Source organism: Streptomyces sp. NPDC046215, from assembly GCF_040646215.1.
In the GTDB taxonomy this organism is placed as follows: domain Bacteria; phylum Actinomycetota; class Actinomycetes; order Streptomycetales; family Streptomycetaceae; genus Streptomyces; species Streptomyces stramineus.
Genome location: NZ_JBEYZW010000083.1, coordinates 1 through 12,548, shown reverse-complemented (window position 1 = coordinate 12,548; position 12,548 = coordinate 1). Strand labels below are relative to the sequence as shown.

Sequence of the window (12,548 nt, the reverse complement as noted above, 5' to 3'; positions counted from 1 at the left end):
CGTGGCCGCCCCGGCGGCGGACGGACCGCGGCCGGGCCGCAGACGACGAACGACGAGGAGTGCCGCATGCCGTTGGACGTACTGATCCGGCGGATCGACCCCGCAGTGCCCGTCCCCGCCTACGGGCACCCGGGTGACGCGGGCTGCGACCTGGTCACCACCGAGGCCGCCGAGCTCGCCCCGGGCGAGCGGATGGTGCTGCCCACCGGGGTGTCCATCGCGCTGCCCGACGGGTACGCGGCCTTCGTGCACCCGCGTTCGGGTCTCGCTGCCAGGTGCGGGGTCTCCATGGTGAATGCCCCGGGGACCATCGATGCCGGGTACCGTGGAGAGATCAAGGTGATTGTGGTCAATCTGGACCCGCGCGAGAGCGTCCGGTTCGAGAGGTTCGACCGTATCGCCCAGATGGTTGTCCAGCAGGTCGAGAAGGTCCGCTTCCACGAGGTGGCGGAACTTCCGGGCTCGGCTCGGGCCGAAGGGGGCTTCGGGTCCACCGGTGGCCACGCTGCCGTGGGGAATGGATTCGCTTCGGTCGCCAGCGACCGGGAAGGACAGTGACGTGTTCGGTCGTCGCCGCAAGCGCAGCGAGGACGCCGTCGACCAGGTCGACGGCGTGACCTCCGATGAGTTGGCCGAGGACGCCCTCGCCAACGGGTCCGCGCAGGACACCGCGGCCGAGAGCCGGCTCCGGCTGGAGCCGGAGCCCCGCCCCGACGGGCCGTGGGACATCTCCGAGGTCCGCGAGCCCGGCGAGGGCCGGGTCGACCTCGGCGGGCTGTTCGTGCCCGGGGTCGAGGGCATGGAGCTCCGGGTGGAGGTCGCCGGTGACGCCATCGTCGCCGCGACGATCGTGCTGCGCGACAGCGCCGTACAGCTGCAGGCGTTCGCCGCCCCCAAGCGCGAGGGCATCTGGGGCGAGGTGCGGGACGAGATCGCGTCCGGCATCACCCAGCAGGGCGGTGTCGTCGACGAGGTCGAGGGCCCCCTCGGCTGGGAGCTGCGGGCCCAGGTGCCGGTGGCGCTGCCGGACGGCGCCCAGGGCGTCCAGCTCGTCCGCTTCATCGGCTGTGACGGGCCGCGCTGGTTCCTGCGCGGAGTGATCTCCGGCCAGGGCGCGGTGCAGCCGCAGACCGCCGGGCTGCTGGAGCAGATCTTCCAGGACACCGTCGTCGTCCGCGGCGACTCCCCGATGGCGCCGCGCGACCCGATCGTCCTCAAGCTGCCGGACGACGCGCAGATGGTCGCCGAGGGCATTCAGCAGGAGGAGTCGGAAGGCTCGCGCTTCGCCGGCGGCGTGGACCGCCTGGAGCGCGGACCGGAGATCTCCGAGATCCGCTGACTTCCGCTCGTCTCCCCGCGGAGACGGTGCTCGCCAGACGGCCGGATCAGGTCGTTCCGCTGGGCCGCAACCCCGAACAGGGGTTGCGGCCCAGCGGCGTTTACGCAGGTCATCGCCGTCCGCGTATGGGATTCGTCAAGGGCGCGCTAATGGCCGTAAGGGAGGCGTCAACGGGGCGCTTATACGTCAATATCAACGGTTTGCTGTGGGAGTCCGTTCCTCTCCGAACTCTCTAGGAGCACACGATGGCCGACGTGGCCTTCGTCGTCACCACGATCGCGGTCTTCGCGCTGGTGGCTCTCGTCGCCAAGGGGGTGGCGAAGCTGTGACCGCCGAGAACGTCGTCGGCCTGGTCGTGGCGCTCGCCCTGCTGGGCTACCTGATCCTCGCCCTCGTTTTCCCGGAGAGGTTCTGACCGCCGATATGAGTCCCGTCCTCTCCGGAGTCCTCCAGCTCACCGCGCTCGTCGCGGCGCTGGCGCTGGTCTACCGCCCGCTGGGCGACTACATGGCCCGCGTCTACAGCTCCGAGAAGCACCTGCGTGTCGAGAAGCTGATCTACCGCTCGATCGGCGCGGACCCCGACGCCGAAATGCGCTGGCCCGCCTATCTGCGCGGCGTCCTCGCCTTCTCCCTCGCCGGTGTCCTTTTCCTCTACCTGCTCCAGCGGATCCAGGGCGTGCTGCCCGATTCGCTGTCGCTGGGCTTCACCGCGATCGCCCCGGACCAGGCGTTCAACACCGCCGCCTCGTTCGTCGCCAACACCAACTGGCAGTCGTACTCGGGCGAGCAGGCCATGGGCCACGCCGTCCAGACGCTCGGCCTCGCCGTCCAGAACTTCGTCTCCGCGGCCGTCGGCATCGCCGTCGCCGTGGCCCTGGTCCGGGGCTTCGCCCGCTCCCGCACCGGCGACCTCGGCAACTTCTGGGCGGACCTGGTGCGCGGCACCGTCCGCATCCTCATCCCGATCGCGGTCGTCGGCGCGCTGGTGCTCGTCGCCTGCGGCGCCGTCCAGAACTTCGCGGGCATCCACGGGATCGGTCAGCTCACCGGCGGCACCCAGCAGGTCAACGGCGGCGCCGTGGCCTCGCAGGAGGTCATCAAGGAGCTGGGCACCAACGGCGGCGGCTACTTCAACGCCAACTCCTCCCACCCGTTCGAGAACCCGAACGCCTTCACCAACCTCTTCGAGATCTTCCTGATCCTCGTCATCCCGTTCGCGCTGACCCGGACCTTCGGCAAGCTCGTCGGCAACGTCAAGCAGGGCTACGCGATCCTCGCCACCATGGGCGTGATCTGGCTCGGCTTCACCGCGCTGATGATGTGGACCGAGTTCCACGGCGGCGGCGAGGCCCTGAAGGCCGCGGGCGGCGCGCTGGAGGGCAAGGAGCAGCGGTTCGGCGTCGGCGCCTCCGCGATCTTCGGTGTCGCCACCACCCTGACCTCGACCGGCGCGGTGGACTCCTTCCACTCCTCCTTCACCGGCTTCGGCGGCGGCCTGACGCTGCTCGGCATGATGCTCGGCGAGATCGCGCCCGGCGGTGTCGGCTCCGGCCTCTACGGCATGCTCGTCATGGCGATCATCGCGGTGTTCATCGCCGGCCTGATGGTCGGCCGGACCCCCGAGTACCTGGGCAAGAAGATCGGCACCCGCGAGATCAAGCTCGCCGCGTGCTACATCCTCATCACCCCGACGCTCGTCCTCGGCTTCACCGCCCTGTCGATGGCCCTGTCCGCCCCGCCGGAGTCGATGCTGAACACGGCGTCGAACTCGGTGAACGGCAGCGGTGCCCACGGCTTCTCCGAGGTCCTCTACGCCTTCACCTCCGGCGCCAACAACAACGGCTCCGCCTTCGGCGGCCTGAACGCCAACACGCCCTGGTACAACACCACGATCGGCCTGGCCATGCTGCTCGGCCGCTTTCTGCCGATGGTGTTCGTCCTCGCGCTGGCCGGCTCACTCGCCGAACAGAAGCCCGTACCCGAGACCGTCGGCACCCTGCGCACCGAGAAGCCGCTCTTCGCCGGGCTGCTCGTCGGCGCGATCCTCATCATCACCGGCTTGACCTACTTCCCGGCCCTGGCCCTCGGCCCGATGGCGGAGGGACTCTCATGAGCACGACCACCCCTGTCCGTACCGCCCCCGAAGGGCCCCAGGACGAGCGCCCGCAGGACGCCGGGGAGCACGGACGGGTCTCCGGCGGCCTCTTCGACCCGGCGCAGCTGCTGAAGTCGCTGCCGGACGCGTTCCGCAAGCTCGACCCCCGGGTGATGGTCAAGTCCCCGGTGATGTTCGTCGTCGAGATCGGTTCGGTGGTCACCACCGCGCTGGCCGTCAAGGACCCGGGCGACTGGTTCGGCTGGGCCATCACGGTCTGGCTGTGGCTGACCGTCCTCTTCGCCAACCTCGCCGAGGCCGTCGCCGAGGGCCGCGGCAAGGCCCAGGCCGACACCCTGCGCAAGGCCAAGACCGACACGGTGGCCCGCCGCCTGAACGGCACGGCCGAGGAGTCCGTGCCCGGCACGGAGCTGCGCGTGGGCGACCTCGTCGTCTGCGAGGCCGGTGACATCATCCCCGGCGACGGCGATGTCGTCGAAGGCGTCGCCTCCGTCGACGAGTCCGCCATCACGGGCGAATCGGCCCCCGTCATCCGCGAGTCCGGCGGCGACCGGTCCGCGGTCACCGGCGGCACGAAGGTGCTCTCCGACCGCATCGTCGTGAAGATCATGACGAAGCCGGGCGAGACCTTCATCGACCGCATGATCAACCTGGTGGAGGGCGCCGCCCGGCAGAAGACGCCGAACGAGATCGCGCTCAACATCCTGCTCGCCTCGCTCACCATCGTCTTCCTGCTCGCCGTCGTCACCCTCCAGCCCTTCGCGATCTACGCGGGCGCCGAGCAGTCGATGATCGTGCTCGCGGCGCTGGTGGTCTGCCTGATCCCGACGACCATCGGGGCGCTGCTGTCCGCGATCGGCATCGCCGGCATGGACCGGCTCGTCCAGCGCAACGTGCTGGCCATGTCCGGGCGCGCGGTCGAGGCGGCCGGTGACATCTCCACGCTGTTGCTCGACAAGACCGGCACCATCACCTACGGCAACCGCCAGGCCGCGGAGTTCGTCCCCGTCAAGGGCACCACGGCCGCGGAGGTGGCGGACGCCGCCCAGCTCTCCTCGCTCGCCGACGAGACGCCGGAGGGCCGCTCGATCGTCGTCCTCGCCAAGGAGAAGTACGGGCTGCGCGAGCGGCACGAGGGCGAGCTCGTCGGCGCCGAGTGGGTGCCCTTCACGGCCCAGACCCGGATGTCGGGCGTGGACGTCGTCCAGGACGCGGTGGCCAGGAAGGTCCGCAAGGGCGCGACCGGCTCGGTCGTCGCCTGGGTCCGGGAGCGCGGCGGCAGCGTCGCCGAGGACACCCAGAAGCTCACCGACGAGATCTCCCAGGCGGGCGGCACGCCGCTGCTCGTCGCGCTCGAAGACGACAGGGGCGCCCGGGTCCTCGGTGTCATCCACCTCAAGGACGTCGTCAAGGACGGCATGCGGGAGCGGTTCGAGGAACTGCGCCGCATGGGCATCAAGACCGTCATGATCACGGGTGACAACCCGCTGACGGCCAAGGCGATCGCCGAGGAGGCGGGCGTCGACGACTTCCTCGCGGAGGCCACGCCCGAGGACAAGATGGCCCTCATCAAGCGGGAGCAGGCCGGCGGCAAGCTCGTCGCGATGACCGGCGACGGCACCAACGACGCGCCCGCGCTGGCCCAGGCCGACGTCGGCGTCGCGATGAACACCGGCACCTCGGCCGCCAAGGAGGCCGGGAACATGGTGGACCTGGACTCCAACCCCACCAAGCTCATCGAGATCGTCGAGATCGGCAAGCAGCTCCTCATCACGCGGGGCGCGCTCACCACCTTCTCGATCGCCAACGACGTCGCGAAGTACTTCGCCATCATCCCGGCGATGTTCGCGGTGGCCTACCCGGGCCTGGACAAGCTCAACATCATGAGCCTGACCTCGCCCGAGTCGGCGATCCTGTCGGCCGTCATCTTCAACGCGCTGGTCATCGTGGCGCTGGTGCCGCTCGCCCTCAAGGGCGTGCGCTACCGGCCGATGAGCGCGGACAGCATGCTGCGCCGCAACCTCACCGTCTACGGGCTCGGCGGGCTCGTCGCCCCGTTCATCGGCATCAAGATCATCGACCTGCTCCTCTCCCTCATCCCTGGCATCGGGTGACGTCATGAACAACTCCGTAAGCAGCACGGCCCGCTTGGTGGGGGCGGGCCTGCGCGCCCTGCTCGTCCTGACGGTGATCTGCGGTGTGCTCTACCCGCTCGCCGTCACCGGGATCGCCCAGGTGGCCTTCCACGACAAGGCCAACGGCTCCGAGGTGACGGTGGACGGCAGGTCCGCCGGATCCGAACGGCTGGGCCAGAGCTACACGCTGGACGCCAAGGACAAGGACGGCAACCCGCTGCCCGACCCGAAGTACTTCCAGGGCCGCGCGTCGGCCGCCGGCGCCAACACCGAGAACACGCGGTACAAGCTGGTGGTCTCCGGCGCCTCCAACCTCGCCGCCGACAGCAAGGTCCTGCTGGAGGCCGTCGAGCAGCGCCGTGCCGACGTCGCCGCGTTCAACGGCGTCGCCCCGGGAGCGGTCCCGGTCGACGCCGTCACCGCCTCCGCCTCGGGCCTCGACCCGGACATCTCGCCGGCGTACGCGCGGCTCCAGGCGGCCCGGGTCGCCAAGGCCAACGGCCTGCCGGCCGGCGCGGTGGCGAAGCTGGTCGAGGAGCACACGGACGGCCGGATCCTCGGCTTCATGGGGGAGGAGCGCGTCAACGTGCTGAAGCTCAACATCGCCCTGACCAAGCTCGCCAAGGGCGCGTGAGGCGGCGCCCCGGCGCTGCCGGGGTGAGGCCGTGACCGGTGCGTGCCGCCGGTCACGGCCTTCCGGCTGCCGGGGGCCTGCGGCCCGGCGCCGGAGGGTGGGGGAGTGAACTGCCCGACATTCCGGCGCTATTGCCGGGAATCGAACTGTTGGACAGGGCACTCTTAGGGCGTGGCCTCCCTCTCTCTCCCGCCCCAAGTGGCGCCGACCGTCCCGCACATGGTGGTCTGCGGTGACGACGGGCTCGTCCACCGGCTGGCCGCCGAGCTCTCCGGCGTCCACGGCGAGCGCGTCACCGTCGTCCTGCCGCCCGCCCGCGACGGACGGGCGCGCCCGTCCCCCAGGCCCGGCCGGGCCGCCGCCCTCTTCGGGCGGATGACCGGCGCCGTCGCGGGCCCCCGGCCCGCCGCCCGCAACGGCACCGGCGCCGCCGTGCGCGTCATCGAGGCGGCCGAGCCCGACGACGAGGCGTTCGCCGAGGCCGGCGTCGCCGACGCCACCGCCCTCGCCCTCGTCTACGACGACGACGAGACCAACATCCACGCCGCGCTGCGGGCCCGCCGCGCCAACCCCCGGCTGCGGCTCGTCATCCGCTTGTACAACCGCCGCCTCGGCCAGCACCTGGAGCAACTCCTCGACCAGGCGGCCCTGGTGGGCGCCGGGGAGCCCGGCGGGCAGACCGCCGAGGCGACCACCACCGTCCTGTCGGACACCGACACCGCGGTCCCGGCCCTGGTGGCCGCCGCCGTCTCCGGCCACACCAAGGTCATCGAGGCCGGCGGGCTGCTGCTGCGCGCCGTGGAGAGACCCCCGCTCCGCCCCGGCGAGAGCGCCGCACCGGGCACCTGCACCCTCGCCCTCCTCTCCCCGCCCCCCGCCGGCCCGGACGACCGCGCCGACGCCGACGGCCCTCTGCTGCTGCCCGGGGACGCCGAGGCGGACGCGGTCACCGGGCGCGGCCGCATCGTCCTGGAGCAGGTCCGCTACGCCGGCCCGGTGCCGGCGCGCACCCGCCTCACGGCCCGCGGCCTGCCCCTGGGCTCCTTCTTCTCCCGCCGGCTGCGGTGGGCCCTGCTGTTGCTGGCGGCCGCCGTCTGCGGACTCGCCGTCGCCTCCTGGCTCGTCACCGGAGAACACCCGATGCGCGCCGCCTACCTGTCCCTCCTCGACCTCTTCGCCATCAACGACCCGGCCATAGGGGAGGGCCTGGGCCGCCAGATCCTCCAGCTGCTCTCCGGGCTGACCGGCCTGCTGCTGCTCCCCCTGCTGGTGGCCGCCGCCCTGGAGGGGCTCGGCACCTTCCGCTCCGCCTCCGCCCTGCGCCGCCCGCCGCGCGGGCTGGCCGGCCACGTGGTGCTGCTCGGTCTCGGCAAGATCGGCACCCGGGTGCTGACCCGGCTGCGGGAGCTGGACATCCCGGTGGTCTGCGTGGAGCGCGACCCGCAGGCCCGGGGCGTCGCGCTCGCCCGCTCGCTGCGGGTGCCCACGGTCATCGGCGACGTCACCGAGGAGGGCGTCCTGGAGGCCGCGAAGATCGGCGAGAGCCGCACCCTGATGGCGCTGACCAGCAGTGACATCACCAACCTGGAGGCCGTCCTGTACGCCCGCGCGGTCCGGCCCGACGTGCGGGTGGTCATGCGGCTGTACGAGCACCGCTTCGCCACGGCCGTCTACCGCACCCTGCGCGACTCCCACCCCGCGGCCTGGACCCGCAGCCGCAGCGTCTCCTTCCTCGCCGCGCCCGCCTTCGCCGTGGCCATGATGGGGCGTCAGGTCCTGGGGGCGGTGCCGGTGGAGCGGCGGGTGATCCTCGTCGCCGTCCTGGAGGTCGCGGGCCACCCCGCCCTGGCGGGCCGCACCGTGGGCGAGGCGTCCGTCCCCGAGGCGTGGCGGGTGGTCGCCCTGGCCCAGGACGGCACCGGCGCCCCCGCCGACGGCACGGGCGCGCCGGCGGGCCCGCCCGGCCCGCTCCGGGTCCCTGGGCCCGGCCACGTGCTGCGCCCCGAGGACCGCGTCGTCATCGCCGCCACCCGGCAGGGCCTCGCGGACCTGCTGGGGCGGCGGCCCGCGCCGGTGCCGCGGCCCTGAGGAGGGGCGGCCGGGCGCACTACCAGACGTCCCCCGGCCGCCAGTCGCACGTCAGCTCGCCGCCCGCCTCCAGCTCCGCCCCGAGCGGCAGCACGTAGATGTGGCCGTCCTCCTCCGCCGTGCGCTCGATGCCGGTGGGGGTCAGGACCGACGACGGCCCCCGCCACACCTGCCAGCCGCGCCCGACGTAGAGCGGCACGGCGCCCTCGGCCGCGCCCAGCGCCCCCAGTTCGTACCCGCCGCGGCGCAGCACGTGCTCCAGCGCCTCCATCACGGCCGACGCCACCCCCTGGCGGCGCCGCTCCGCCCGGACCGCCACGGCCTCGACGTAGCCGGTGCGCAGGGCCCGGCCGCCGTGCAGCAGCCGGCGCTGCACCACGCACCCGTGCCCGACCAGCCGCCCGCCGTCCCACGCGAGGGCGTGCATGCCGCCCACCGAGTGGTCCCAGTCCTCGTCCGAGAAGTCCCCTTCGAATGCCTCGTCCAGCAGCGCGCGGACCGCGGCGAGTTCGCGGTCGTCCAGCTCCGAGGTGTGCAGGGTGCGTACATCGATCATGCGGCCATGCTGCCAGGGGCTGCCAGGGCCACCGGGGCCGCCTGGCACCGGAACCCGCGCCGGCCGGCGGCCCGCACCGGCCCCGCACCACCGTGACCTGCGGCACCGGAACCCCGGGACGTCACGGCCGCAGGCGTCAGAGCTGCGTCAATACCCGCCGCCCCACCCCCCGGCGCCCCAAATGTCCAAAACCTTGGCCGTAAGGTCGACGTACGCGGCAGTGCTGCACCTCAGGACGGAGAACCGGCCCGGACACCGTCGCGCGACGTGGAAGACAATGGGGCCATGGGACGCGGCAAGCTTCGGATCTACCTCGGCGCGGCACCGGGCGTCGGCAAGACGTACGCCATGCTCTCCGAGGCACACCGGCGGATGGAGCGCGGCACCGACGTCGTCGTGGGCTTCGTCGAGCACCACAACCGGCCGCGGACCGAGGTCATGCTGCACGGCCTGGAGGAGGTGCCCCGCCGCGAGCTCACCTACCGGGGCAGCGTCTTCACCGAGATGGACGTGGACGCCGTCCTCGCCCGCCGCCCCGCCGTCGCGCTGGTCGACGAGCTCGCGCACACCAACGTGCCCGGCTCCCGCAACACCAAGCGCTGGCAGGACGTCGAGGAACTGCTCCAGGCCGGCGTGGACGTCGTCTCGACCGTCAACATCCAGCACCTCGAATCGCTGGGCGACGTGGTCGAGTCGATAACGGGCGTCCGCCAGCGGGAGACCGTGCCGGACGAGGTCGTCCGGCACGCCGACCAGATCGAGCTCGTCGACATGTCGCCGCAGGCGCTGCGCCGCCGCATGGCCCACGGCAACATCTACAAGCCTGACAAGGTCGACGCCGCCCTCTCCAACTACTTCCGCCCCGGCAACCTCACCGCGCTGCGCGAGCTCGCGCTGCTGTGGACCGCCGACCGGGTCGACGAGTACCTGCGGCAGTACCGCACCGACCACAGCGTCTCCACCATCTGGCAGGCCCGCGAGCGCATCGTCGTCGGCCTCACCGGCGGCCCCGAGGGCCGCACCCTCATCCGCCGCGCCTCCCGGATGGCGGCCAAGGGCTCCGGCAGCGAGATCCTCGCCGTCTACATCGCCCGCAGCGACGGGCTCACCTCGGCCTCGCCGAAGGAGCTGGCCGTCCAGCGCACCCTGGTCGAGGACCTCGGCGGCACCTTCCACCACGTGATCGGGGACGACGTGCCCGCCTCGCTGCTGGAGTTCGCCCGCGGAGTCAACGCCACCCAGATCGTGCTCGGCTCCAGCCGCCGCAAGACCTGGCAGTACATCTTCGGCCCCGGCGTCGGCCAGACCGTCGCCCGGGACTCCGGGCCCGACCTCGACGTCCACATCGTCACCCACGAGGAGGTCGCCAAGGGCCGGGGCCTGCCCGTGGCGCGCGGCGCCCGCCTGGGCCGCCCCCGCATCGTGGCCGGCTGGATCGTCGGCGTGGTCGCCCCCGCCCTGCTGACGCTGCTGCTCACGTCGCTGGAGAACGGCCCCGGCCTCGCCAACGACGTCCTGCTCTTCCTGTTCCTGACCGTCGCCGCGGCTCTCCTCGGCGGGCTGCTGCCCGCCCTGGCCTCCGCGGCCTTCGGCTCGCTGCTGCTCAACTACTACTTCACGCCGCCCACGCACAGCATCACCGTCCAGGACCCGAAGAACTTCGTCGCCATCGTGGTCTTCTTCGCGGTGGCGCTGCTGGTGGCCTCCGTCGTGGACGTGGCGGCCCGCCGCACCCACCAGGCCGCACGGCTGCGCGCCGAGTCCGAGATCCTCTCCTTCCTCGCCGGCAGCATCCTGCGCGGCGACACCAGCCTGGACGCGCTGATGGAGCGGGTGCGCGAGACGTTCGCGATGGAGTCCGTGGCCCTGCTGGAGCGGGCCAGCGAGGTCGACCCCTGGACCTGCGCGAGCAGCGTGGTGACCAGCACCGGCAAGCCCCTGCTGCGCCCCGAGGACGCCGACGTGGACATGCCCGTCGGCGACAACATGGCGCTCGCCCTCTCCGGCCGGGTGCTGCCCGCCGAGGACCGCCGGGTGCTGGCCGCCTTCGCCGCCCAGGCCGCCGTCGTCCTGGACCGCCAGCGGCTCGTCGGCGAGGCCGAGCAGGCCCGCGAGCTGGCCGAGGGCAACCGCATCCGCACCGCCCTGCTGGCCGCCGTCAGCCACGACCTGCGCACCCCGCTCGCCGGCATCAAGGCCGCGGTGACGTCCCTGCGCTCCGACGACGTCGCCTGGTCCGAGGAGGACGAGGCCGAGCTGCTGGCCGGCATCGAGGACGGCGCCGACCGCCTCGACCACCTCGTCGGCAACCTCCTGGACATGTCCCGGCTCCAGACCGGCACCGTCACCCCGCTGATCCGCGAGATCGACCTCGACGAGGTCGTCCCGATGGCCCTCGGCGGCGTCCCCGAGGACAGCGTCGACCTCGACATCCCCGAGACGCTGCCCATGGTCGCCGTCGACCCCGGCCTGCTGGAGCGCAGCGTCGCCAACCTCGTCGAGAACGCCGTCAAGTACAGCCCCGGCGGCACGCCCGTCCTGGTGGCCGCCAGCGCGCTCGGCGACCGGGTGGAGGTCCGGGTGGTCGACCGGGGGCCCGGCGTGCCCGACAGCGCCAAGGACCGCATCTTCGAGCCCTTCCAGCGCTACGGCGACGCGCCGCGCGGCGCCGGGGTGGGCCTCGGCCTGGCCGTCGCCCGGGGCTTCGCCGAGACCATGGGCGGCACGCTCGCCGCCGAGGACACCCCCGGCGGCGGCATGACGATGGTCCTCACCCTCCGGGCGGCCGCCGGGCGCCCGCCCGTACGGCCCGACCTTCCGGCGCAGGTCACCTCGTGACCGCGGCCCTTCGCCGCACCGGCGGGCCGGCCGACCCCGATCCCGGGCCCAGCGGGGCCCCGAAGAACAGCAGAGGTGGTTCCGCATGAACCGGGTGCTCGTGGTGGATGACGAGCCGCAGATCGTCCGCGCCCTCGTGATCAACCTCAAGGCGCGGAAGTACGAGGTCGACGCCGCCCCCGACGGGGCCACCGCCCTCCAGCTCGCCGCCGCCCGCCACCCCGACGTGGTCATCCTCGACCTCGGGCTGCCCGACATGGACGGGGTCGAGGTGATCAAGGGCCTGCGCGGCTGGACCCGGGTGCCGATCCTCGTGCTGTCCGCCCGCCAGACCTCCGACGAGAAGGTCGAGGCGCTCGACGCCGGAGCCGACGACTACGTCACCAAGCCCTTCGGCATGGACGAGCTGCTGGCCCGCCTCCGGGCGGCCGTGCGGCGCGCGGAGCCCACGGGGGCGGCCGCCGCCGGGGACGACGCGATCGTGACGACGGAGGTCTTCACCGTCGACCTCGCGGCGAAGAAGGTCAACCGCGGCGGCCGGGACGTGCGCCTGACGCCGACGGAGTGGCACCTGCTGGAGGTGCTCGTACGCAACACGGGCCGTCTCGTCAGCCAGAAGCAGCTGCTCCAGGAGGTCTGGGGTCCGTCGTACGGCACCGAGACCAATTACCTGCGGGTGTACATGGCGCAGCTGCGCCGGAAGCTGGAGCAGGACCCTTCCCACCCGAAGCACTTCATCACGGAGCCGGGGATGGGGTACCGGTTCGAGGTGTGAAGCGGGGGGGGGGGCCCGCCCCCGCCGCCCGAGGACGCCGGCGCCGCGCGGACAGAAAACCCGCA

General features: G+C 72.6%; 10 protein-coding genes. 9 read left to right on the top strand and 1 reads right to left on the bottom strand.

All coding sequences use genetic code 11. The features are described 5' to 3' along the window. Window positions 1–66: 66 nt before the first annotated feature. From dut to ABZ951_RS27335, 7 genes are all read left to right on the top strand, one after another. Window positions 67–558, top strand: coding sequence for a dUTP diphosphatase (dut, locus tag ABZ951_RS27365; protein WP_344094546.1), 492 nt, complete (start codon window positions 67–69; stop codon window positions 556–558). 1 nt (window position 559) lies between these two features. Beyond that, window positions 560–1,339, top strand: a complete 780-nt coding sequence (locus tag ABZ951_RS27360; RefSeq protein ID WP_344094543.1) for a DUF3710 domain-containing protein — start codon at window positions 560–562, stop codon at window positions 1,337–1,339. A gap of 325 nt (window positions 1,340–1,664) precedes the next feature. After that, window positions 1,665–1,754 carry a K(+)-transporting ATPase subunit F gene (gene kdpF / locus ABZ951_RS27355; RefSeq protein ID WP_344094541.1) on the top strand — a complete coding sequence of 30 codons (90 nt, stop codon included), beginning with the start codon at window positions 1,665–1,667 and terminating at the stop codon, window positions 1,752–1,754. A gap of 8 nt (window positions 1,755–1,762) precedes the next feature. Beyond that, window positions 1,763–3,454: a potassium-transporting ATPase subunit KdpA gene (gene kdpA / locus ABZ951_RS27350; protein WP_344094539.1), complete on the top strand. Its 1,692-nt coding sequence runs from the start codon at window positions 1,763–1,765 to the stop codon at window positions 3,452–3,454. After that, complete coding sequence (kdpB, locus tag ABZ951_RS27345; RefSeq protein ID WP_344094536.1) at window positions 3,451–5,571, top strand: potassium-transporting ATPase subunit KdpB; 2,121 nt, start codon at window positions 3,451–3,453, stop codon at window positions 5,569–5,571. Before kdpA ends, kdpB begins: the two co-directional genes overlap by 4 nt. A gap of 4 nt (window positions 5,572–5,575) precedes the next feature. Next, window positions 5,576–6,226, top strand: a complete 651-nt coding sequence (gene kdpC, locus ABZ951_RS27340) for a potassium-transporting ATPase subunit KdpC (RefSeq protein WP_344094533.1) — start codon at window positions 5,576–5,578, stop codon at window positions 6,224–6,226. Window positions 6,227–6,445: 219 nt separating this feature from the next. Beyond that, a complete protein-coding gene (locus ABZ951_RS27335; RefSeq protein WP_361280920.1) occupies window positions 6,446–8,314 on the top strand; it encodes an NAD-binding protein in 1,869 nt (622 codons plus the stop codon). Window positions 8,315–8,333: 19 nt separating this feature from the next. Here ABZ951_RS27335 and ABZ951_RS27330 read toward each other — a convergent pair whose 3' ends face one another. Further along, window positions 8,334–8,870 (bottom strand): GNAT family N-acetyltransferase, encoded by a 537-nt coding sequence (locus ABZ951_RS27330; protein ID WP_344094531.1) that lies wholly within the window; start codon window positions 8,868–8,870, stop codon window positions 8,334–8,336. A gap of 285 nt (window positions 8,871–9,155) precedes the next feature. Between ABZ951_RS27330 and ABZ951_RS27325 the strand changes: the two genes are divergently transcribed. Both ABZ951_RS27325 and ABZ951_RS27320 read left to right on the top strand, forming a co-directional pair. Next, the gene (locus tag ABZ951_RS27325; protein ID WP_344094528.1) at window positions 9,156–11,708 is read left to right on the top strand and encodes a sensor histidine kinase KdpD; all 2,553 of its coding nucleotides are present in this window, start codon (window positions 9,156–9,158) and stop codon (window positions 11,706–11,708) included. An 85-nt stretch (window positions 11,709–11,793) separates the two neighbouring features. Beyond that, window positions 11,794–12,483 carry a response regulator gene (locus ABZ951_RS27320; RefSeq protein WP_344094525.1) on the top strand — a complete coding sequence of 230 codons (690 nt, stop codon included), beginning with the start codon at window positions 11,794–11,796 and terminating at the stop codon, window positions 12,481–12,483. Window positions 12,484–12,548 lie beyond the last annotated feature (65 nt).

Coding starts and splice junctions, on each gene's coding strand:
- ABZ951_RS27335 (WP_361280920.1), top strand. CDS start 6,446: ATGGTGGTCTGCGGTGACGACGGGCTCGTCCACCGGCTGGCCGCCGAG.
- kdpA (WP_344094539.1), top strand. CDS start 1,763: ATGAGTCCCGTCCTCTCCGGAGTCCTCCAGCTCACCGCGCTCGTCGCG.
- ABZ951_RS27330 (WP_344094531.1), bottom strand. CDS start 8,870: ATGATCGATGTACGCACCCTGCACACCTCGGAGCTGGACGACCGCGAA.
- kdpB (WP_344094536.1), top strand. CDS start 3,451: ATGAGCACGACCACCCCTGTCCGTACCGCCCCCGAAGGGCCCCAGGAC.
- ABZ951_RS27325 (WP_344094528.1), top strand. CDS start 9,156: ATGGGACGCGGCAAGCTTCGGATCTACCTCGGCGCGGCACCGGGCGTC.
- dut (WP_344094546.1), top strand. CDS start 67: ATGCCGTTGGACGTACTGATCCGGCGGATCGACCCCGCAGTGCCCGTC.
- ABZ951_RS27320 (WP_344094525.1), top strand. CDS start 11,794: ATGAACCGGGTGCTCGTGGTGGATGACGAGCCGCAGATCGTCCGCGCC.
- kdpC (WP_344094533.1), top strand. CDS start 5,576: ATGAACAACTCCGTAAGCAGCACGGCCCGCTTGGTGGGGGCGGGCCTG.